The 20,994-nt window shown below is 43.3% G+C and carries 21 protein-coding genes; 4 read left to right on the top strand and 17 right to left on the bottom strand.

What is annotated here, in order from left to right; translation table 11 throughout:
- Positions 1 to 248: 248 nt before the first annotated feature.
- Genes RMO68_RS03850 through RMO68_RS03820 form a run of 7 tightly spaced genes read right to left on the bottom strand, consistent with a single transcriptional unit; the run spans position 249 to position 8,200 of the window.
- Positions 249 to 1,985, bottom strand: coding sequence for an ATP-binding protein (locus RMO68_RS03850; protein ID WP_310439390.1), 1,737 nt, complete (start codon positions 1,983 to 1,985; stop codon positions 249 to 251).
- Positions 1,982 to 3,523 (bottom strand): long-chain-fatty-acid--CoA ligase, encoded by a 1,542-nt coding sequence (locus RMO68_RS03845; RefSeq protein ID WP_310439666.1) that lies wholly within the window; start codon positions 3,521 to 3,523, stop codon positions 1,982 to 1,984. Before RMO68_RS03845 ends, RMO68_RS03850 begins: the two co-directional genes overlap by 4 nt.
- Positions 3,523 to 4,701, bottom strand: a complete 1,179-nt coding sequence (locus tag RMO68_RS03840; protein WP_310439389.1) for an OmpP1/FadL family transporter — start codon at positions 4,699 to 4,701, stop codon at positions 3,523 to 3,525. The genes RMO68_RS03845 and RMO68_RS03840 overlap by 1 nt, the downstream gene beginning before the upstream one ends.
- Positions 4,701 to 5,546 (bottom strand): deoxyribonuclease IV, encoded by an 846-nt coding sequence (gene nfo, locus RMO68_RS03835; RefSeq protein ID WP_310439388.1) that lies wholly within the window; start codon positions 5,544 to 5,546, stop codon positions 4,701 to 4,703. The genes RMO68_RS03840 and nfo overlap by 1 nt, the downstream gene beginning before the upstream one ends.
- Before the next feature lie 30 nt (positions 5,547 to 5,576).
- Positions 5,577 to 6,725 (bottom strand): pyridoxal phosphate-dependent aminotransferase, encoded by a 1,149-nt coding sequence (locus RMO68_RS03830; RefSeq protein WP_310439387.1) that lies wholly within the window; start codon positions 6,723 to 6,725, stop codon positions 5,577 to 5,579.
- A complete protein-coding gene (locus RMO68_RS03825) occupies positions 6,712 to 7,212 on the bottom strand; it encodes a hypothetical protein (protein ID WP_310439386.1) in 501 nt (166 codons plus the stop codon). The genes RMO68_RS03830 and RMO68_RS03825 overlap by 14 nt, the downstream gene beginning before the upstream one ends.
- The gene (locus RMO68_RS03820; protein ID WP_310439385.1) at positions 7,184 to 8,200 is read right to left on the bottom strand and encodes an aldo/keto reductase; all 1,017 of its coding nucleotides are present in this window, start codon (positions 8,198 to 8,200) and stop codon (positions 7,184 to 7,186) included. The genes RMO68_RS03825 and RMO68_RS03820 overlap by 29 nt, the downstream gene beginning before the upstream one ends.
- Before the next feature lie 81 nt (positions 8,201 to 8,281).
- On the opposite strand from RMO68_RS03820, the gene RMO68_RS03815 reads away from it, so the two are divergent.
- Positions 8,282 to 9,187, top strand: coding sequence for a DUF234 domain-containing protein (locus tag RMO68_RS03815; RefSeq protein ID WP_310439384.1), 906 nt, complete (start codon positions 8,282 to 8,284; stop codon positions 9,185 to 9,187).
- Here RMO68_RS03815 and RMO68_RS03810 read toward each other — a convergent pair.
- The gene (locus tag RMO68_RS03810; protein ID WP_310439383.1) at positions 9,170 to 9,958 is read right to left on the bottom strand and encodes a J domain-containing protein; all 789 of its coding nucleotides are present in this window, start codon (positions 9,956 to 9,958) and stop codon (positions 9,170 to 9,172) included. The genes RMO68_RS03815 and RMO68_RS03810 overlap by 18 nt on opposite strands.
- Positions 9,959 to 10,080: 122 nt before the next feature.
- Here RMO68_RS03810 and ccoG point away from each other — a divergent pair, with 122 nt between their 5' ends.
- Positions 10,081 to 11,352, top strand: coding sequence for a cytochrome c oxidase accessory protein CcoG (gene ccoG, locus RMO68_RS03805; protein ID WP_310439382.1), 1,272 nt, complete (start codon positions 10,081 to 10,083; stop codon positions 11,350 to 11,352).
- On the opposite strand, the gene RMO68_RS03800 is transcribed toward ccoG, so the two are convergent.
- From RMO68_RS03800 to aguB, 3 genes are read right to left on the bottom strand one after another with little or no spacing between them, the layout of a single operon-like run.
- Positions 11,346 to 12,665 (bottom strand): HAMP domain-containing sensor histidine kinase, encoded by a 1,320-nt coding sequence (locus RMO68_RS03800; RefSeq protein ID WP_310439381.1) that lies wholly within the window; start codon positions 12,663 to 12,665, stop codon positions 11,346 to 11,348. The genes ccoG and RMO68_RS03800 overlap by 7 nt on opposite strands.
- Positions 12,655 to 13,383 carry a response regulator transcription factor gene (locus RMO68_RS03795; RefSeq protein ID WP_310439380.1) on the bottom strand — a complete coding sequence of 243 codons (729 nt, stop codon included), beginning with the start codon at positions 13,381 to 13,383 and terminating at the stop codon, positions 12,655 to 12,657. The genes RMO68_RS03800 and RMO68_RS03795 overlap by 11 nt, the downstream gene beginning before the upstream one ends.
- The gene (gene aguB / locus RMO68_RS03790) at positions 13,340 to 14,188 is read right to left on the bottom strand and encodes an N-carbamoylputrescine amidase (protein ID WP_310439379.1); all 849 of its coding nucleotides are present in this window, start codon (positions 14,186 to 14,188) and stop codon (positions 13,340 to 13,342) included. Before aguB ends, RMO68_RS03795 begins: the two co-directional genes overlap by 44 nt.
- Positions 14,189 to 14,329: 141 nt before the next feature.
- Here aguB and RMO68_RS03785 point away from each other — a divergent pair, with 141 nt between their 5' ends.
- A complete protein-coding gene (locus RMO68_RS03785) occupies positions 14,330 to 15,076 on the top strand; it encodes a flagellin (RefSeq protein WP_310439378.1) in 747 nt (248 codons plus the stop codon).
- A gap of 35 nt (positions 15,077 to 15,111) precedes the next feature.
- Here RMO68_RS03785 and argS read toward each other — a convergent pair whose 3' ends face one another.
- The 4 genes from argS to RMO68_RS03765 form a co-directional block, all read right to left on the bottom strand.
- Positions 15,112 to 16,692, bottom strand: coding sequence for an arginine--tRNA ligase (gene argS / locus RMO68_RS03780; RefSeq protein ID WP_310439377.1), 1,581 nt, complete (start codon positions 16,690 to 16,692; stop codon positions 15,112 to 15,114).
- Between the two features lie 3 nt (positions 16,693 to 16,695).
- Positions 16,696 to 16,935 (bottom strand): twin-arginine translocase TatA/TatE family subunit, encoded by a 240-nt coding sequence (locus RMO68_RS03775; protein WP_310439376.1) that lies wholly within the window; start codon positions 16,933 to 16,935, stop codon positions 16,696 to 16,698.
- A 69-nt stretch (positions 16,936 to 17,004) separates the two neighbouring features.
- Positions 17,005 to 17,625 (bottom strand): guanylate kinase, encoded by a 621-nt coding sequence (gene gmk, locus RMO68_RS03770; RefSeq protein ID WP_310439375.1) that lies wholly within the window; start codon positions 17,623 to 17,625, stop codon positions 17,005 to 17,007.
- Positions 17,622 to 19,010, bottom strand: a complete 1,389-nt coding sequence (locus tag RMO68_RS03765) for a hypothetical protein (RefSeq protein ID WP_310439374.1) — start codon at positions 19,008 to 19,010, stop codon at positions 17,622 to 17,624. Before RMO68_RS03765 ends, gmk begins: the two co-directional genes overlap by 4 nt.
- Positions 19,011 to 19,088: 78 nt before the next feature.
- Here RMO68_RS03765 and RMO68_RS03760 point away from each other — a divergent pair, with 78 nt between their 5' ends.
- A complete protein-coding gene (locus tag RMO68_RS03760; RefSeq protein WP_310439373.1) occupies positions 19,089 to 19,565 on the top strand; it encodes a hypothetical protein in 477 nt (158 codons plus the stop codon).
- Here RMO68_RS03760 and fliR read toward each other — a convergent pair.
- Complete coding sequence (gene fliR, locus RMO68_RS03755) at positions 19,557 to 20,321, bottom strand: flagellar biosynthetic protein FliR (protein ID WP_310439372.1); 765 nt, start codon at positions 20,319 to 20,321, stop codon at positions 19,557 to 19,559. The genes RMO68_RS03760 and fliR overlap by 9 nt on opposite strands.
- Positions 20,322 to 20,324: 3 nt before the next feature.
- Positions 20,325 to 20,966 carry an ABC transporter ATP-binding protein gene (locus RMO68_RS03750; protein ID WP_310439371.1) on the bottom strand — a complete coding sequence of 214 codons (642 nt, stop codon included), beginning with the start codon at positions 20,964 to 20,966 and terminating at the stop codon, positions 20,325 to 20,327.
- Positions 20,967 to 20,994 lie beyond the last annotated feature (28 nt).

Below are 20,994 nucleotides of genomic sequence, written 5' to 3'. Positions count from 1 at the left end.
GTTATTGCACTATAACAAAAAGAGAATTAAACAAACCCTTATCTATCTGATATTTTCATAGGTCTGTCACTTTAAGAAACACCGTTGTATTGGGTTTTGGAGATAAATGTTATATTTCGTAACACTTTGGGGAAACTGCCGTTATATCGTGTCAAATCGGAACAATATAACGGGGAGAGAGGAGAATTTTAGACTTAGTGAGAGACGTCCATGTGCTACTTATCGAAGCAGAAATGAGCCTTTAAAATTCAATGATTAATAAATCCCATCGATTTTTCCCCTTCAAAACTACCGGAGCGCTCTTTTTTAATCTCACCGATAAAATCTTCGAGTTTAAATATCCCCTCTTTTCGGGCTGCAACATGGTATGCCGTATTTTTGACAATCAGATTAATCTGCCCGCCTGTGAGAGGATAAGAAGCCAATTTTTCAATATCGAATCCACTCTCATAAGGTGCATTCGGCGGGAGCATCATTTTCCACAACGTTATACGCTGTTTTTGATCCGGTTTTTTAAACTCGATCTTGTAGTTAAATCGACGTGAAAAAGCCTGATCAATATTTTCGAGAAGGTTCGTCGTCGCGATCAAAATCCCCTGAAATTTCTCGATCTGTTCCAAAAAGATGTTTTGCATTTGATTGTGCATCTGATCCGCGGAGGAACCGACTCCTGATGAGCGGGAGGAGAGAAACTGATCCGCTTCGTTCAAAAGCAAGATCGGTTCTGTTTTCGTCTGCTTTGTAAGATCTGCATAGGTATCGAAAATTTTACGGACATTTTTTTCCGATTCACCGACGTACATCGAAAGAATTTTGGAACAATCAAAGCTCAAAACTTGCCGTTTAAGTGAGCGTGAAAGGGAGTGGGCGGTGAGAGTTTTCCCCGTCCCAGGAGGGCCGTAGAAAATAATCCGCGCATCGATTCCCGCTTTTTTATCTTTAACTCCCCATTCATGAAGCCGTGCGATTACTTCACGATCCAATTGGCGCATAAGATTTTGAAGGGTTTGTTCAGTAGAAGGGTTCAAAACAACATTTTCCAGCGAGGTTGTCGGTTCGATCAACTCGAAAATTTCCTGCTCTTTGATCAGCATATCGAGTTTTAGTTTGCGTACTTTTTTCTTTTTCTGCGGATGCATAATCGACTGAAGCACCTCATCGACGATGTAGAATGCACGGCTAATTCCGCCGAAGGGATTGAGCATCTCCTCATAATCGATCACTTCCTCGTTGATGAGGCGGGCACCGTCTTCGAGGAGAGCACGATTTTTAATCCGCTCGTAATCATCAAAACTGATTAGATCGATGAGGGTATTCATCTCTCTCAGATTCCCCTCGGTCGCACTGTACTCCTCTTTGAGCAGGGCGAGAAAAATCACCTGCTCTTTAGGTTCCAGTTTCTTTTGTTTAAAAAATCGATCGAGTACCACGTCGAGTGAGGTTTGTGCAATTCGCTCATCGATCCGTTTTTCGAGGAGATCAAGTTTATTTTGGATGCGGTTGATCCCGAGCGAGTGCTCATTACCGTTATGACGGATTATCGACATCTTCTGGTACAGCTCAATACGAAAAAATTGATCTTGAAGATATTCCAAATGATCGGCGTAGGGTTTGATATCGGGGAGCGTCATCTCTAATGAACCCTCTTCGAGAAGTTTCATAAAAACCGACGTCACCGCAACGGGTGTATTATAAAGTTCCAAATGAGACAGCTCACTGATTTTGATCGGAGTAAACGAGTGATGGGTAATCCATCCCAGCTCAAGTAGCGTTTTTACTTCCCCGAAATGGCTGAGATAGGAATAGTCATCGGCTCCGTAAAGTTCTTGAAGGAGTTCAGCCACAATGACATCTTCTTGCGATTGTAAAAACTTTCGGGTGAGAAGCTGCAAAATTTTTGCCTCTTCGACGGTACATTTGAGTTGTGAAAAAATATGGGTTTCTTCGATTGTTTTGTTTTCTAAAAAGTCAATAAGATATTTCAATGGATTCCTTGTTTTAAAACTCGTTTGAGTACTTTACCTGTGGCGGTTTTCGGTAATGATTCTACCACGGTAATTGTTTTAGGGATTTTAAATGATGCCAAATGTTCTTTCAATTCGGATTTAATTTTGGAAGGAGATGTATTTTCATACCCCTCTTCAAGCTCAATAAACGCAATAGGAACTTCGCCGCTGTGTGGATCACTCTGGGCAATTACCGCAGCCAATTTAACCGATGGCAAAAGCATCATCTGCTCTTCGATTTGGCGGGGATAGATGTTAAGCCCTTTCGAGATAATCAAATCTTTGATCCGATCGACGATATACACATACCCCTCATCGTCTACTTTTGCAATATCACCGGTACGCAACCATCCGTTTTGAATTGTCTCTGCCGTAGCTTCAGGGTTGTTAAGGTACCCCTGCATTACACAATCTCCTCGTACGATGAGTTCTCCCGCCTCACCGATAGGAAGCTCTATCATCTCATCATCTACAATTTTCACATCGTATCCATAAAGCGGTAGGCCGACCGAAAGGGGCTTTTGCCTATCAAGTGGATTGATCGCTACCGCCGGAGAACATTCACTTAAACCATACCCTTCCAACATGGTTGCGCGCTTAAAAGTAGCGCGAAAACGGTTCAGGGTATCTTCATTCAATGCCGAACCCCCCGATATAAAACAGCGGATAGAGTTAAACCATAAAAAATACCACGGTAATTTAGCGCGGATAAGGGCATTGTAAATATCAGGGACACCCATAAATACCGTAACCCGTTTGAAAAGTGTTTGTTTAATGATATTGCTAAAGGGCAAAATCGAGGGGATAATGACAAACGATGCACGCATAAAAAACGGCAAGATCACCATAATAGCAAACGTAAAAGAGTGGAACATCGGCAAATAAACAATAAAACGATCCTGCGAACGGAGATCAAATCGCTCTTTCGCCCCTACGAGATTGGAAAAAAGGTTACGGTTACTAATCATCGCCCCCTTAGGGTAGCCCGTGGTACCCGATGTATAAAAAATAACCGCCGTATCGTCCAGCTGTGAGGGGGATGGGCTGTGCATATGTAAGTGATCGCTTAGTATCTCATCCAATACCAAATGTTTGGAATCTTCACTGGGAGCTTTATCGATCCAAATCGTATGGGTGATCGTCTCAACCGAATCAGATAAATTACCTACCTCTTTGGCAAACTTGGATGATGTAATCAATGTCTTCGCACCGCAGTCATCCAAAATATAGCGATACTCCTCATTTTTGAGCATCGTATTAATCGGTACCGTAACCGCACCGAGTTTACTGATTGCAAAAACACTTTGGACAAATTCAATACTGTTGGGGCAGATCAGAGCAACCCGATCTCCCTTCTCGACACCGACTAGTTCAAGAGAGCGGGCAACGCGATCAACGCCCTCTAAAAAGCTTTTGTAACTAAAACTTTTATCGTCGACGAAAATAACCCGTTTAGAAGGGTTTTCTTCTGCCACGGCACGAAGCATTGCATAAAAATTCTCATACGGATAGTAAATCAAAAACGATACTCGATTCCTGCCGTGACCAAATACGCACGTGCATTGCTAAATTCACCGTTAATAGAGGCATTATGTACTTCTCGTGACTCTTTTAAATCGACAAGAGCCGCCAAACCGATATTCCAATGCTCATCAAGCTGATAGCGTCCTCCGAGCGAAACTATCCATGCATCCGAATCGGGTAATTCATATCCGAGTGTCGATTCGGGAACCGGAGTCTCATCGTAGGCTACCCCTGCCATTGCCGTCCACTTTTCATATTTTTGTGTTAATCCAAGTCGATAGCTATCGGTGTTTTTCCAGTTTTTTGCTTTAGGATCATCAAAAGAACTCGTCAACGCACCGATGGAAACCGGATAGTTAAAATCCAATGTTTTATACGCCGACCAAAAGGTACGCTCAAATACTGCTTCTACCGTTGTACCCTCTCCAAAACTATAAGCCGCCGCTAAATTTAGTGCAGCCGGAACCGGCACGCTCACACTAACATCACCGTTATAGGATAATGTTGCACCGGTATAAAGTTTAGCATTTCCCTCAATTGATAAATCAATCTTCGAACGGTATGTTGCCGCTAAAGCCCATGCAGGAGTCGGTTTAACCATAAGGGCAAGATTATAGCCGTAATCAATCCCATCCCCCTCCATATCCCTAGAAACTGCAGCGCTGCTTTTCACAATACCGCTGCTTGAAATAACACGCACTCCTGCACCAAAACTGACGATATCACTAAGCGGTATGGCTAAAGAGGGATTAAGTTCTACCGTCTCTAGCGTAAACTCTTCTGCCGTCGCTTTAGGCGTCGAATGATCCCATCGTTTCGAAAGCCCAGCCGGAACGACAATACTGAATCCCGCTCGAACTCCGCTGTCTCCTAATTTTTTAGAAGCGAAATGGAGAGAGGGAACCAAAAAGTTCTCTTCTTTGGAACTGTAATCACTCGCCCCGTCGAAATCGATCGAACTAAGAGCGATATACGTCGCATCCACTTCAAGTAGATTGGCATCCTCGTTATAGACCATCGCCGCAGGATTATAATAGGCCGCATCGGCTCCGTGAGCATTCGCTATATACGCCGCGCTTAGTGCCGTAGCGTTGAGGGAAACTTCAGGGATTTTATATCCCCCTGCCATTACGCTCGCCGATGCGATAACCGATAGAGCCAAGATTCTCATTATTTCTCCATTCCGTACAGAAGTTTAATCTCTTGCGCCCAAATCGTCTCATCGATTGTCTCTAACACGAGCGGAATATCATCCATTCTCGAATCGTTCATCAAAAATCCGAACGCATCCAACCCTATTTTTCCTTTGCCGAGTGAATCATGCCGATCGACATGACTTCCTAAATCGGGTTTAGAATCGTTGATATGCATCCCTTTGAGATACTTAAATCCTACAATTGTATCAAACTCTTTCCATGTTGTATCATACGCCTCACGGGTGCGAATATCATATCCCGCCGTAAACATATGACACGTATCGATGCAGACACCGACGCGTGATTTATCCTCAATACGCTCTATAATCGCACTCAGATGTTCAAATCTCCATCCCAAATTCGATCCCTGACCCGCCGTATTTTCGATTACCAATGTGACACCGTCGGTAACACTCAGCGCTTCATTCATACTCGAAGCGATACGGTCAATACACTCCTCTTCACTGATTTGTTTGAGATGACTCCCCGGATGAAAATTCAAACGGTCCAATCCCAACTGAGCGCACCGTTGTACTTCATCGATAAATGCTTCGAGCGATTTTTGCCGTTTATCCTCTTCGGGATGACCAAGGTTGATCAGATACGAATCGTGTGGGAGAATATGTTTCGGGAGGATTCCGCTTTTGGCGAGATTGGCTTTAAAAAGAGCTATTGTTTCCTCATCGAGAGGCTTCGCCGCCCACTGTTTTTGGTTTTTCGTAAAAAGGGCGAACGCTTTCGCACCGATCGCCATTGCGTTGAGCGGAGCGTTAAAAACACCGCCCGAAGCGGAGACATGAGCTCCTACAAATTTAGACATCAATATTCCTAATTTTTAGTATTCGGTATTTTAACATAACCCTCGTATCCGCTTTGCCGCCTCTTCAAGTACATCCAGCGGTTTTGAGTAGCAAAAGCGCACCATGTTTTTCCCCGCATCATCGTGGTAAAACGCTCGACCCGGAACGGATGCAACCCCTGTTCTCTCTAAAATCGCCATCGCTTTTTCAAAATCATCATTTCCGATCATATTACTTACATCGGTCATGACGTAATACGCACCCGCAGGGACACTCGGAATCAATCCCGCGTCACGGAGTGCATCACAAAAAAGATCACGCTTGTGCTCATGGATACGGGCTAGCTCGGTGTAATAGCCATCTTCCAGACTTTCAAGTCCGACCGCCGCACCGATCTGCAACGGTGCAGGAGCACAGACGTAGATGAGATCGTTGAGCTGTGCCATCGCTTCGATAACACTTACGGGGGCGATAGCGTATCCTAATCGCCAACCCGTAATGCTAAACACTTTGGAAAATCCGCTCAAAACAACACATCGATCTCTCAAACTCGGAATACTAAGTGCCGTGATATGCACCGCGTCGCCGTATAAAAAGTGCTCGTACATCTCATCGGCAAACACGATTAGATCATGTTCTTCGGCAAATTTCCCTATCGCTTCGAGTTCTTCACGGGTATAGACTTTACCGCTCGGATTTGCGGGATTACAGATCACCATCGCACGGGTTTTAGGGGTAATAACTGCTTCGAGCGCCTCCATATCGAGTTTCCATTGTGGGGCTTCAAAGCGGACAAATGTCGGAACCGCTCCGAGTGAGGTGAGAGTGGAGCGGTGATAACCGTAGTACGGTTCAAACAATATCACCTCATCGAGAGGGTTCAAGAGTGCCATACACGCCGTATAAAATGCCCCCGTCGCTCCATCAGAGACCAATACCTGCTCAGGTGCGATTTCGACCTCATAAAACCGTTTCATTTTAGCGGCTATTGCAGAACGTAATCGAGGCAATCCCTCGGTCGGGGTATAAATATTAACACCAGCATTCATCGCCGCATACGCCCCCTCGATCACCTCGCGGGGAACTTCGAGGTCGCAGACTCCCTGCGCCATATTGATCCCGTTCATCGCGTTGCACGCTCGTGTCATAGAACGGATATGGGATTGCTCCACCTGAGAGCTTCGTTCACTCAGTCGCATTATTCTCCTTTAAATCCTCAATTTTTACAATAAGGCTATTGAGACGGTCTTTAAAATAGATTTCCCCTTTACCTCTGCGATAGATAATATCCATCTCGTCATTTCGAATAAACTGAAATAACCGTCCGTCACACATCTCCTCTTTTCCTCGACCTCCGAAAATATCTTTGCCCAACAAGATACTACGCATCGTATCACGCGGATAATCGCGATTGAGATACTCTTGGACAAACGTCTCTTCACTCATACATCCGCTACTCACACACACCAGTGAATCGATCGAAATTTTCTCTACCGCAACTCCGGCGGTAAAGAGTTCCACCTCTACCGAGGTCTCATCATGACGAATATACCCCGTATCGGCAAATTTGATTTTCGGGGTTTTGAGGGTGATGATTTTAGGCTCGCTTACACTGTAATGCTTGGTGGAACACCCTGTGAAAAAAAAGGCGAGGATACTAACCCATAGGATAAAGAATTTTTGCATGTACCTCATCCAGTTTTTGGAGTATTTCACTATTCAGAGTGACGTTCATTGCCGCCAAACTCGCATCAAGTTGTTCAGGTGTTGTTGCACCGATGATCGTCGAGGCGACAAAATCAAACTGTTTGCTCCATGCGATAGCCATTGTCACAGGGTTCACTCCCGCTTCGGCTGCAATACGGAGATACTCCTGTGTCGAGAGAAGCGTTTTATCGTTCATAAATCGCGCCGCCATCAGACGTTGACGTTTATTGGAAGATTTGACGTAATCGCTGAAGCGCCCATGTGCATTGATATCTTGATTGTATTTTCCGCTCAATACCCCACCCGCCAGAGGTGAATACGGCAAAAGTGAGATTTTCTCTTCGCGGCACAATGCACCGATCTCGGTTAGATCGCGACGGTTCAGAAGTGAAAAGTTATTCTGGATCGACTCGAAACGGGCCAGTTTTTCGTATTTGGAAACCATCAGTGATTTCATCGTCCCTCTCGCGGTGTCGTTGGAGGTTCCAATATAGCGCACCTTGCCACTTTGCACCAATGCATCAAACGCCCGCATCGACTCCTCTATCGGAACCACGGTATCGGGCCAATGCATTTGATAGAGATCGATATAGTCCGTTCCGAGCCGTTTCAGCGATCCCTCAATCGCCCGCTCGATATGAAACCGATCAATCGCCGTGTAGCCGTGACGGATAGGTGGGACAAACCATCCTGAGGCCGCTCCCGCCACTTTCGTCGCTAAAATGATACTTTCACGCGGTTTGGTTTTGAGCCAACGCCCTACCGTCTTTTCCGTCAATCCGACGAGGCTCTCTTCCGGAGGGACGGGATAAAGTTCCGCCGTATCGAAAAAATTTACTCCGGCATCGTACGCTTTATCCATAATCGCAAACGCATTTTTTTCATCGCATTGGCTTCCGAATGTCATCGTACCCATACAAATCGGCGAAACCCGTAAACCGCTTTGCCCGATATAACGATATTGCATTCTCTAGCTCCTGCGATTTTTGTCTAATTGTACCCTATTGTCCATTTTCTCCGAACATAAAATTGCGCTATAATTTATCCAATGAATAGATTTTTAATCCACAATTTTTTTCACCGCAATCTCCCTTCCGACATGGAACAATGCGTCGAGCTGTTCTCTATTTTCGGTGGATACGACGAACCTATCGATACCGACACTCCGATTGAATCCCTCATCACTCACCACATACTCAACCCCTTTGAATCCCATCGGGAACATTTACTCACCCTGCTAAACGATGATCCTCTGTATTTAAATCTTCTTCATGCGATTGCAATCGGAGATCGACGTCAAGGATCAGCCTATCGACGTGCCCGTATCGGCAAAGAGCGGGGAAATGAAGCTTTTGACTTCTTACGCACCAGCGGTTATCTTACGTTAGAGCGTTCACGCGAAATGCCTTTGATACGTTCCCATCCGAAACAACGTTTTAAAAAAGAGATTGAACACCATCGAATTTCTCATAAATTCCGATTTACGACCCCTTTTTTACGCTTTTGGTTTGCCTTTGTTGAACCTTTTTCGAGCTCAATTCGAGAGGAAAATTATCTCCCTTTTTTCAACCATTTTCATACTCATTTCAATGCATTCGTCGGATTTACCTTTGAAGAACTGTGTGATCTTTACATTCGTGAAATACTCACCGTAAAATTTGGAAATGAGTTGCTCGATTCGGGAAGTTATTGGAACCGTGAAGTAGAGATCGATCTTCTCAGCGAAACCATGGAGGGGGAGATATGGGTGGGAGAGTGTAAATGGACAAACCACAAAGTGAATAAAAAAGAGTTTCACAAACTTGAGGAAAAATGTACCAAGCTCTCGATTCTCCCCGATAAAATATTTCTCTTTACCAAACGGGGATTTTCAAACGAACTAAATGAGATGAAAGATAAGCGGCTTTACCGTTTCTGTGCGGAAGATTTAAGCGTTTTAACTGACCGCTTTTAAAGCACCGTACGCTTCTTGGAGAAGCTGAAATCTTTCGGTATATTTATTAATAATTTTAGGATTTTTGCTTTGGACGCGATCAGGGTGATACCGTTTAGCCAAAGTACGGTACCGTTTTTTCAAATCTTCAGGGGATGAACCCATCGGAATTTCAAAAATAGCGTGGTAGCGGATCATCTTGTCGATGGCATCATTACCAAATCCCCATCCTTTGTAGTTTCCGTAAAGCCGACTCATAAACTCATCGTCGTATTGGTAGTTGATCGTAAAATGGAGTACGTCACGACGGTTAAGGGTTTTTTCAAGACGTGACTTCGCCGCAGCCGTACTCACATCGATGAAAATATCCTCTTCGCTGGAGCTGGTTACAAGATTAGAAAGTTGTTGCTTGAGATAACGCATCACCCAACGGTTCGGAGTTAAAAAAGTGAATTGGACACATCCGGAGTTGTAGGCATAAAGTTCGATATCTACTTTTTCACTCTCACGGTATGGAATTTCGATCCGAACGGCTGCCGTTTTACAACGCTTGAGCGAACGGCTATAAAACGTTCCTGTGAGCTCATTCGCTTTCGTATAGCACTCACTCAATGTTTCTAAAAACTCCTCTTTTTGACCCAAAGAATTTTCATTATTGAGCACCAATACTCCGTTGTCCAAAAACAACGTGTTATGGATATGATGATCGAAAAACTCTTCCATCCACGGCTCTTCCAGAGTATTAGAGCTTCCTTGAACAAAGATAGCGTTATTGCGTAAAACAACTCTCACGGCAACCCCCGTTAGTGATTCTTACCCTCACTAAAGCAAAAGGAGTTCCACTATATTTTTGATACCACCAAAAAGACACTTTATTTTTTTACAGTTCTCCATTCTATACTCAAGGAGTCTCTATGTCTTATGCAACCAAACGATATTGGTTTTATGCCTTTGTCACCCTCTTTACTTTTATCGTGCCGTTTATTACAGTCAATGACAACCACCTTTTGCTTCTCTCATTCGAAAAGCTCCAGTTTCATTTTATGGGATTAGCATACGATGTCAATGAGTTTTACATCATGCCGTTTTTGCTGATGTTTTTGTTTATAGGGATTTTTGCTCTTACCTCTATACTGGGGAGAGCTTGGTGTGGATGGGGATGTCCTCAGACGATTTTTCGAACCATTTATCGGGATTTGATTCAAGGAACCCTCCTCGATTTGAGAAACAGTACGAACAAACAAAAACGGATGAATACCTCGCCTCTTGAGAATAAGATCAAAATCGCTGTCGGCTTTTTACTCTGGACACTGATCGCCATCACCGCATCGACCAATTTCATCTGGTACTTCGTCCCTCCCGAAGATTTCTTCACCTACATGCAACATCCCGAAGATCATCTCTTTATCATCATTTTCATCGCTACCACTGCGGCATTTTTGATTTATGATATTGTCTGGATGCAGGAGAGCTTTTGTACCTATCTATGCCCCTATTCACGGATACAAACCGTACTTTATGATGACAATACCAAACACGTCGTGTATAACACCAATCGCGGAGCACAAGAGTGTACCGCCTGCGAAGCGTGTGTCAAAATATGTCCGACCCATATCGATATACGTCAAGGGCTACAATTAGAGTGCATCAACTGCCTCGGATGTGCCGATGCGTGTAATACCGTCATGGGAAAATTAGGGAAAAAATCGCTGATCGAGTGGGGAAGTCAAAAATCAGTTTTACATGAACTAAAAAGCTCTATTTATTCCAAACGCAACATCATGTATTTTGTCGCTATGATAGGATCAATAATCTTTGCAGCGGTATTTGCAGCGGGACAAGAGCCTGTGTTGGTCAATATCAATAAAACCAACGAACAGTATAAGGCACACGATGGCATCGTCAGCAACAACTATATTGTGAACATTCACAACACCCAAAAACAAACCTATACCTACGATGTCAAAGTAGAAGATAAAAACTTCCATATCGATAGCTTTAAAGAACTAAGCCTTAAAGCCGATGGTATGCGCAAGCGAGTTTTAGTGATCTCGACACATCAAAATCTATCGCAGTCGAATCGAAGAGACACCGTGTTGAAACTCAAACTGACTATCTTCGCAAAAGAAAATCCGAAAATCTCCGTCGACAAAGAGATTTCGTTTATCTATCCGCGAGCTCAGTGATAGAGAGCCATCGAGAGGGTAAACACGCTCCCCTCTCGAACCTTACTCTCGACCTCTATTTTTCCTCCGAAGCTTTTTTCGATGATCATTTTGGACAAATAAAGCCCGATTCCGCTCCCTTGTGATTTCGTCGTAAAATAGGGGTCAAAAATCTTTCCGAGCATATCGCTTGAAATCCCGTTCCCGTTATCTTCGAGTCTAATCATTGCTTCACTTCCGTTGCAGTGGCTACGAAGGATAATCTTTGGTTCACTCACCCCGTTCAATGCATCCGACGCATTCGAGATCAACGCCAGTAAAACTTGTGACAGCTCATTCTTTTTTCCAAAAATAGCGATCTCGTCATCACAATCAACAACCTCCAATACGATTCCCTTGCTCTTCAAATCGGGGGCAATGACGGCAACGCTGTTGCGGATCGCTTCGGTGAGGGAAAAAGGCTCTTTCGCTTTGGCAGGGGTATAAAACTCTTTGAAATCATCAATCGTCTTGGATAGAAACTGCAACTGCTCCTGCGCCGAAGCAATTTTCTTATCGAAATATGCATCGTCTATCGTACGATTTTCATACCGACTTTTCAGATTCATCAACAGGTAGGAGAGGTTATTGAGAGGTTGACGAAACTGGTGGGTGATATTGGCGATCATCTCACCGCTTTTTGCCATTTTTGACTGTTGAAACAACATATTTTGATGATCGAGCGCCTGATTTTTGAAAAGATTGTATTTATACGAAATCGAGATCGTAAACAACACCGCTTCCACTGCAAATGCCGCCAGTACAATATCGATATAACCGTGTTCAACGTACACCTGTTTGAGCTGAAACACAAACAGCAAAATACACAGTAACGACCATCCGATGACATACACAATCGTCGGTTTAAACCCTGAGCGGAGATTAAATACGACCGAAAGGAATAAAATCGCATAGACAACGGTATAGGGGAGATATTCAAAAAGGATGTAGTGATAAAAGGCGGTCAAAATGACCACGTTGAGCAAAAGGGTATTGATCACCAACTCTTTAAAATTTGTAATCTTTGGAATCAAATTCCCCTCATGAAACGTTATCGCAAACATAACGGCACTCAGCGTTGCTAACAAAAGAAAAATCTCCTGCATAAAAGGAGCAAGAGCGAAAAGATGACTGTAGGCGCTGATATATCCCAAAGAGAAAACCTGCATGGCGCAATAGCTGATATACATGATCTCTTTGGAGTAGACATAGCGCACCAGCGTATAGACGATACTCATCAGCAAAATGCCGAACGTTGCTCCGTAGGCTAAGTGGGTGAACGCTTCAGCACTCAATTTTGTACCCTGTCCCTGAGAGGTTGGAAATGAGATTCGCAGGGAGTTTCGCTTTGAGATTTTTCATCAGTGTTTTAAGAGCATCGCTGCTCATGGCACTCTCTCGCCAAACATGGTTTTCGATCTCGCTATAGGTGACATAGCGGTTTTTATATTTGAGGAGCAGACTCAGCATCTGAAGCTCTTTTGTCCGTAAAGCAACAACGTCACCATCGCGCACAAGGGTCTGATTGTACGTGTCAAAATAGGTGTTATCCGGAAGATTGATGATATTAGAATCTTTATGGTGGATGCTTTCGATACATTGTTGCAACGCTTCTTTAAAAGCGCTCTCCTGTACCGGTTTTATCAGGTATTTAACTAACTGTAACTCGATTGCTTGAAGAAGGTACGTCGTATCACTGTACGCGCTTATAACAATGATCTGAGTCTCTTTATTCTCTTTACGGATTTGTTTGATAAACTCTAAACCGTTCAGTTTAGGCATCTGAATATCGGTAATGATGATTTCGGGATGAATCTCCCGATAGAGTTTTAATCCGCTAAAAGCATCCGAAGCGGCATAAACATGATCGAAGTAGTTTTCGAGGTACTCGATACCATTTTCACGCGCCACATCATCATCTTCGACATACAAAACGTGAAGATTTTTTGTGGCTAGCTTTTCCATATCGTTATTGCTTAACAATCTCTCCGTAACACTCCGGACGGCGGTCACGAACTAATCCCCAGTAGTGACGGTGTTCGCGAATGGATACGGGGTCAAACTCGCTGTAGAGAATCTCCTCTTTGTCGCGGGATGCTTCGGCAACTTTTTGCCCCGTATAATCGGTGATGAACGAGGAGCCGTAAAAGGTGAGGGTACAGCTCTCGCCGACTTCCTCTCCGATACGGTTGGCGGCAATGACGGGGATGATATTTGCCGCTGAGTGCCCCATCTGTACCCTCTGCCAATGTGACGCCGAGTCCACCCCGATTTCGGGTTCGCTTCCGATCGCAGTCGGATAGAAAATCATATCCGCCCCCATGAGAGTAAGAGAACGGGCGGTTTCTGGGAACCATTGATCCCAACAGATACCGACACCGACATTACCGAATCTCGTTTTCCATACTTTGAACCCTGTGTCCCCCGGCTCAAAATAAAACTTCTCTTCGTAGCCCGGACCATCGGGAATATGGGTTTTACGGTAATTCTCTAGTACAGTACCGTCTGCATCAATCATTACAAGAGAGTTAAAATAACGATCCCCCTCACGCTCAAAATAGCTGATAGGAAGCACAACCCCAAGCTCTTTGGCTAAAGAACTAAACTGAGTAATCAATGGATTATTCTGGAGCGGTTGCGCCCACTCGAAATATTTTTTGTCCATATCTTTACAAAAATAGTACCCTTCAAATAATTCAGGGATTAAAATGATATTGGCTCCGTTACGTGCCGCTTCACGGACCATGGCTTCGGCTTTTGCTCTATTGGAGACTTTATCCTCACTCATTTGCATCTGTATTGCCGCAACTTTGACCATTTTTACTCCTTACGCTTCGCAATAACGGAATTATAGCATTGCTACTCTGTTGTGCCTGCTACTTACTTTTAAAACATTAATCCCATTTTAATCTGTTCGGTGATATTATAATTAAATATGATAATTTTAGAAGGGATCGCCATGAAGTTAGATACCCAATTCAATCCGCTTCCGCAAATTAACAGTGAAACATCCAAAAGGGATAAGACACTAGAAAAAATAGCGGCTGCGACTGAACTAAAAATGGAAGACAGCTCCTCACGTACAATTGCAAATATGATTCAAAGCAGTATTTCCACTGTTTCACAAGGGCTAATGAATGCGAATGAAGGTATCTCTATGATGCAAATCGCCGGAGGAACCCTAAATGCGTTAAGTGAGCAAACCCAAAAACTAAATGACCTCAGTGTTCGCTACAACAATGACGCATTAAACGAATCTCAGAAAGAAGCGTTACAGGGTGAATTTAACCGTACGTTGGAGTCGATGCAGCAAAATATCGAAGGGAGCAGTTTTAACGGAAAATCTCTGTTCGGGAACAATGCTACCTTCTCTTTGGGTGAGGGAAATATTTCAACCTCTATCCCGGCACTCACTACTTCTTCATTATCGATTGAAAGTCTCTATACCATCGAAATGTACCGAGAAGCTTTAACGCAAGCTTCTTCAGATATTGGGGCTACGACCCAAAACCTTATCAGTGCAACCGATACCCTTCTCAACCAAATCACGGAGATGTCCGCAGCCAAAAGTCAGATTTCCGATACCGATATGGAGAATGCAACCAAAGATTTCCAACAAAATAATTTCAAATTAGATGTAACCCAAATTGCAATCGCCCATCAAAACGATGCTCTTCGACAAAATATTACGAGATTATTGGGATAAATAGAGAAGAAACTTTTGCCCTAAGCAGGGCAAATTTACATTCGATCTTTAGCTTGGATTCCGAGTAGTGAAAGCCCTGTTTTAAGTGAGAGGGCAACTACAAGAAGGAGTTTGAGTAGTTTTGCTTCATCTTCGGTACCGATGATTCGGGTATCGTAGTAAAATTTATGTAAACGCCCCGCTAGCACTTTGAGATAATCGGGAAGTTTTTGCGCTTGGCGCGATTCGAACGCGTCCTCAATGATCTCCGGCAACAATAACGCTTCGAACAACAATCCGTCCGCATCCGCACTTAATCCGTACAAATGGGAAGCCATAATCTCATCCATGTTTTTTTCGCTTTTCGCAATCAAGGTTTGGATACGTGCATGGGCGTACTGAATATAGTAAATCGGGTTAGAGCTGTCTTGGCGTTTAAGCTCTTCGATATCAAATTCGAGCGCCGTATCGCACTTTTTAGAGGCGAACATAAAGCGCAACGCTTCTGCACCGATCTCTTCGACCACGTCACTCATGAGGATAACCGTTCCCGCACGTTTGGACATTTTAAACGGTTCACCGTCTTTGAGCAAACTCACCATTTGAGAGAGGAGCACTTCAAGTTTGGACGAATCGTATCCCAAAAAGGTGATCGCCGCTTTCACACGGGCGATATAGCCGTGGTGATCCGCTCCCCAAATATTGATGTAATCCTCATATCCACGCTCAAACTTTTGGTTATGATAGATAATATCTCCCGCGAGGTAGGTCGGACGTCCGTCTTCACGTACTACGACACGGTCATGGTCATCGCCGAGATCGGAGGATCGGATAAAGGTTTTACCTTCGCTTAGGTAAACGCCCTCACCCATTTTTGCCATAACGCGATCCCATTCACTGTAGAGGGAGGCTTCACCGACAAAAGTATCGAAATGGACATTGATCGCTTTAAGGTCATCGACTATGAGCGCTAGAATTTTATCTTTTGCCCACAAAGCAAGCTCTTTTTGACGGCTCTCATCCCGAAGTGCATCTTCACCGAAAAGTTCTACTACCTCACGGGCTAAGTCACTGAGGTATTCTCCGCGATAGTATTTCTCCGGCCATTCGACACTCTCACCCAGTAAAGAGCTGCGTCCCTCTAGCTGTAAAGAGACCCCCAGCAAATCGATCTGATTTCCCGCATCGTTGACATAATACTCTGCCGTAATATCGTACCCGAGATGACGTCCGAGACGAAGTATCGTATCCCCGTAAACAGCGCCGCGTGCATGTCCGATATGAAGCGGTCCGGTCGGGTTGGCACTAACGAATTCAAGGAGAATAGAACCTTTTTTATCGCTGCTTCCGAACTCATTGCCATGCTGTAATGCCCATGAAGCATATTCATCTAAAAACTGTTCTGAGAGGCGAAAATTGATATACCCTTTGACCGATTCAACCGCACCGAACATTTCACTCTCATTAAACGAAGTAGCGATCTCTTCGGCAATAGCCATAGGAGATTTTCGGAGTTCTTTGGCGAGGGAAAAAGCAATAGGGGTAGCGAAGTGACCGAAAGAACGGTCTTTCGGCTTTTCAAGGATTACATCACAATTAAACGTATCGCGCAACAGCGCACTGACTCGCTGCTTCAAGGCTTACGCTTGTGTAGTAGTTTTAGGAGCTTCTACCGTTGTTGATGCAGTAGCATCCACTTGCTTTGGAGCTTCAGGAGTTGCGGATGCAGTTGGAGCAGCATCTTCCTCTTTCATCTCTTTTTTGAAATTACGGATACCTTGACCGATACCTTTGGCAAGATCAGGAATTTTTTTCGCACCGAATAATAAAATAACTATTCCGAAAATTAATAATAATTCAGTTCCGCTTGGCATACTCATGGTGAGTTCCTTATGTAAAATTAAGTGGGGAAGTATAACGTATTTCGATTAATTCAGCAACGCGTTTTACTACGAGGCTTCCCATGTTTGGACAAATTCATTGATTTGCAACGTCGGTATTTTCATCCGTGCCGCTTTAGCAATCGAAATCAAAATTTCAGCAGCTTCTTCGAGCGTGTCATTGACTATTAAAAAATCATACTCACTAATCCGTTGAACTTCCCGTTTTGCCATCTCAATTCGACGTTCAATAACCTCTTCACTATCGGTTGAACGGTTATGCAAACGTCGTTTTAACTCTTCAAGTGAAGGGGTGGTGATAAAAACGGAGGTAGTGATGTCACTGAGTCTGTTTTGAACGGCATCATGTCCTTGTACATCAATATCAAAAATAACGAGTTTTCCCTCTTTGAGAGCCTTCTTGACCGGCCCTAAAGAGGTACCGTAATAATTGCCGTGAACTACCGCGTACTCTAAAAACATCTCTTGTTCAATATCACTTTTAAACTCATCTACATCAACAAAATAATAGTGAACACCCTCCTCTTCCCCCTCACGTTTTCCCCTTGTGGTCGTTGAAATGGAAAAATGGGTAGGGCCGATATGATCTTTTATTTTGTTAATTAACGAACTTTTTCCCGCACCGCTAGGCCCGGAGAGAACAAGTATCGCTCCACTGTGACGATTCATTCATTATTCCCGAAATTGATGTTAATACTAATATTCATCCCTTTGAGAGATTTTGCTACATCTTCATTGGAGAGTGCTTTAAGAAGTGCTTGAAGTGCTTCAACCCCCTCCGCATGAGAAGAAGCTTCAACTGCACGCACCTCATCATCCACTTCATCAAATAAGGCCGATTCACTCAAGACCTCATCCAATATCTCTGCACTTAATGAAGTATCCCCCTCAGCTGCATGAATAAGAGGTTCATCTTCTTCTATCTCTTCACCGACGGCACGTTTGAGCTCACGCTCATCAAGCATATCTAGCTCATCAAGATCTCCGCTACCCGCTATCTCTTCATCCGTCATTTCTTCTTGGTTCAATGTTAATTCTTCCAATAGGTTATCGTCCAATTCAAGTCCTAAATCATCACTTTCTAATTCTCTTTCCAACTCTTCACTCTCTAATCCGCTCACGGCATCCTCAATTTTAGATTCCAAATTACCCAACTCTTCATCATCCATAAGAAAAGAGGTATCCATCTCGCCAAACTCTTCCTCATCCTCCAAAGCACTCTCTTCCAAACCGATTTCTTCGAAAAGAGATAATAACTCCTCCTCAGCATCTACATCCTCTTGTAAAGAGGCCGGAAGTTCAAAATCAACCTCGTCTAATAACTCTTTATGGATTAATTCATCTTCGTGACCCAAGCGGTCATTTTCTAACATCGTATCAAAATTCAAGATTTCGTCTTCTATTTCATCCACTGCCGGCTCATCATCCAATGACAAATCATCTATCACATCACTTGGAAGTGCGATCTCCTCTTCCGGTATATTAAATTCATCGATCTCTAAATTTTCTTCTTCCGTGTCTTCCAAAAGCCCCTGAACTTCCTGCACCTCTTCTTTATCCAAGATAGCGGTTTCCGGAAGTTTTTCATCAAAATCTTCTAAATCACCAAAATCAAAATCATCTTCCGCCGTATCTAATTCTGCCATATCAGGAAGTGCTTCTTCCAAATTGATATCATAGGCGGGTGAAGTGAAATTTTCTTCGAAAGAGTTACTGCTTTTATCGGACTCAGAAATAATTTTCTTTTCTATTTTGACAAATATGTCTACTAAATCGGTAGGTAAGAACGGCTTATTGATAACGTTGTCAAATCCTGCGGGAATAGCTTCACCCCGTGTTGCCATAAGCAGTTTACTTTTAACGTGTATTCTCTCGGTAAGAGATTCAAACATCTCATCATTGTAAAGTGCATCATCAATAATGAGCAAATCATATTCACTCTCTTCGATCTCATCAGCAGACCAAACTACACTCAAATCGTCTTTTGTTTTTTGCGCGCTGAGAGCTACCAGTTTTCGAACTACCGGATTATCGTTAAAAAGCAAAATTTTCATGATCTTTGCTACCCCTCTGTAATATGTTCTTGTTCTATTAAAAGCTAAATGGTATCATTGTAACTAAAAAAAAATTAAATGATAAAACTTATTCTATTTCTTTTCTCTTTTGCGACTCTTTATGCTCAAGAAACTCTTTTTATTTTACCCGATCACCATAGCCGTTTAATCCACCATCTCAATCACTCTTTTAAAAATAGCTCCGACATTCTTATCCTTACCTCTGCCTATCACCACTCTAAACTTACAAAGAGCATTCACTCCGGTATCAAACGCGGAAGCCGTGTCACATTATTCGTGCACAAACTCCACGGCGATTCTTATTCGCTGGTTCAGTACAAAGGCTTTACCCTTTATACCTCCTCCATCCCTTTAAACGAAAGTGTCATTCTCTTTGATCAAAGAGAGGTATGCACTACGAATAAGGCGATAGAGGAGGAGACGTTCAGCTCAAATCATTTCACATTTCAATGCAGTGATAATCCTAAAAAAATTAAAGCTATTCAAAATGCACTCAATCCTATCCTCAAAAATAGCCGCAGTTATTTAGAATAATTTTTCGAGGTAATTATAGGCACCTTGAGTTTGTGAGGTGACAATTAACAACGTTGCCCCGAGTGTTACCATGAGTACCACAAAGGATATGGCAATTTTAATCGGCATACCGATAACGAGAAGGTTAAACTGCGGCATAGTCTTCATCAACATCCCGAAGATAAGATCCGCCAACATCGAAAGTGCGGTAATCGGAAACGCAATCATAAATCCCACCACAAACATATTGGTCATAGCATGCATGATATATTGAAACAAAGAAGGTGTCATCATAAATCCCCCTAAAGGAACCGCGGCAATCGAAGCAGAGGCATATAAAAGGATCCAATGATGTAAATCAAACACAAGCAAAACCATAAGTGCCAATAACGCCAAAAACTGACTTATAATCGGCATCGATACACCCGATTGCGGATCAATCGCCGAAGCGAGAGAAAAACCCATCATAAACGATATTTGCCCCCCCGCAAAGGTAATAACGTGATAGGCGAGTTGCAATACAATTCCCACTGCAAGACCAAAAAGCATTTCACCTAAAATCGCTACGGTCAGACTAAGAGCATCCGTCGGTATATTGAGTGGCGGAACCGCACCGAAAAAAAAGACGGTAAAGAAAAAAGCCATGGCCGCTTTGACCGACATCGGAATATTCATATGGGAAAATATAGGCACCGCCATAAATAATGCCGTAAAACGGGTAAAGAGCAAAAAGAAAGCAACGGTTCGACCTTCGCTAAAGATTTCTGCCCATTCCATCCTCTATCCCTGCTGTAAACTACCGTTTTGCATACGGTAAATATGATTGCACCGTGCGGCTAACGACTCATCATGAGTAACCAGCACCATCCCGGCACCATTTTGAGACAAATAATCTTCAAAAATATCCATTACTTCCAATGCCGTCGTATGATCGAGATTTCCGGTAGGTTCATCCGCAAAAATCAGACGCGGCTTTTTAGAAAGGACACGGGCAATCGATACCCTCTGCTGTTGCCCACCTGAAAGTTCCGTCACTTTTTGCCGAATAACGCTGTCAATCCCGAGACGCTGCAATAAATGCTCATCAATACTTTGGCGTGCCAAAATGGCAGCAACTTCCAAATTTTCATATGCGCTAAACCCTTTAAAAAGATAATGGCTTTGATAAATCAATCCTAAATCATCTCGGCGCAGTTGCACTAAAGCCGAATCATTCAGCGTATAAATATCATTTCCAAATAGCTCAACTTTACCAAAATTAGGACGAAGCAAGGAGGAGAGAATGTGGAGCAAAGTCGATTTTCCACTACCGCTCACACCGACAATCGCAATGGACTCTCCCGCTTTTAGGGTGAGTGAAATATCCTCGAAAAGGGGATATTCATAAGCATGAGATAAAGAAGTGGCGTTTAATAATGTCATAAAGAGATTATAGGGAAAAAATGTTTAA

It is taken from the genome of Sulfuricurvum sp., assembly GCF_031427015.1.
Lineage (GTDB): Bacteria > Campylobacterota > Campylobacteria > Campylobacterales > Sulfurimonadaceae > Sulfuricurvum.
This window is presented reverse-complemented; position numbering and strand designations above follow the sequence as displayed.

What these genes read in the sequence shown, in the direction of transcription:
- RMO68_RS03840 (WP_310439389.1), bottom strand. Translation starts at nt 4,701, where the DNA reads ATGAGAATCTTGGCTCTATCGGTTATCGCATCGGCGAGCGTAATGGCA.
- nfo (WP_310439388.1), bottom strand. Translation starts at nt 5,546, where the DNA reads ATGTCTAAATTTGTAGGAGCTCATGTCTCCGCTTCGGGCGGTGTTTTT.
- RMO68_RS03830 (WP_310439387.1), bottom strand. Translation starts at nt 6,725, where the DNA reads ATGCGACTGAGTGAACGAAGCTCTCAGGTGGAGCAATCCCATATCCGT.
- RMO68_RS03825 (WP_310439386.1), bottom strand. Translation starts at nt 7,212, where the DNA reads ATGCAAAAATTCTTTATCCTATGGGTTAGTATCCTCGCCTTTTTTTTC.
- RMO68_RS03820 (WP_310439385.1), bottom strand. Translation starts at nt 8,200, where the DNA reads ATGCAATATCGTTATATCGGGCAAAGCGGTTTACGGGTTTCGCCGATT.
- RMO68_RS03815 (WP_310439384.1), top strand. Translation starts at nt 8,282, where the DNA reads ATGAATAGATTTTTAATCCACAATTTTTTTCACCGCAATCTCCCTTCC.
- ccoG (WP_310439382.1), top strand. Translation starts at nt 10,081, where the DNA reads ATGTCTTATGCAACCAAACGATATTGGTTTTATGCCTTTGTCACCCTC.
- aguB (WP_310439379.1), bottom strand. Translation starts at nt 14,188, where the DNA reads ATGGTCAAAGTTGCGGCAATACAGATGCAAATGAGTGAGGATAAAGTC.
- RMO68_RS03785 (WP_310439378.1), top strand. Translation starts at nt 14,330, where the DNA reads ATGAAGTTAGATACCCAATTCAATCCGCTTCCGCAAATTAACAGTGAA.
- RMO68_RS03775 (WP_310439376.1), bottom strand. Translation starts at nt 16,935, where the DNA reads ATGAGTATGCCAAGCGGAACTGAATTATTATTAATTTTCGGAATAGTT.
- gmk (WP_310439375.1), bottom strand. Translation starts at nt 17,625, where the DNA reads ATGAATCGTCACAGTGGAGCGATACTTGTTCTCTCCGGGCCTAGCGGT.
- RMO68_RS03765 (WP_310439374.1), bottom strand. Translation starts at nt 19,010, where the DNA reads ATGAAAATTTTGCTTTTTAACGATAATCCGGTAGTTCGAAAACTGGTA.
- RMO68_RS03760 (WP_310439373.1), top strand. Translation starts at nt 19,089, where the DNA reads ATGATAAAACTTATTCTATTTCTTTTCTCTTTTGCGACTCTTTATGCT.
- fliR (WP_310439372.1), bottom strand. Translation starts at nt 20,321, where the DNA reads ATGGAATGGGCAGAAATCTTTAGCGAAGGTCGAACCGTTGCTTTCTTT.
- RMO68_RS03750 (WP_310439371.1), bottom strand. Translation starts at nt 20,966, where the DNA reads ATGACATTATTAAACGCCACTTCTTTATCTCATGCTTATGAATATCCC.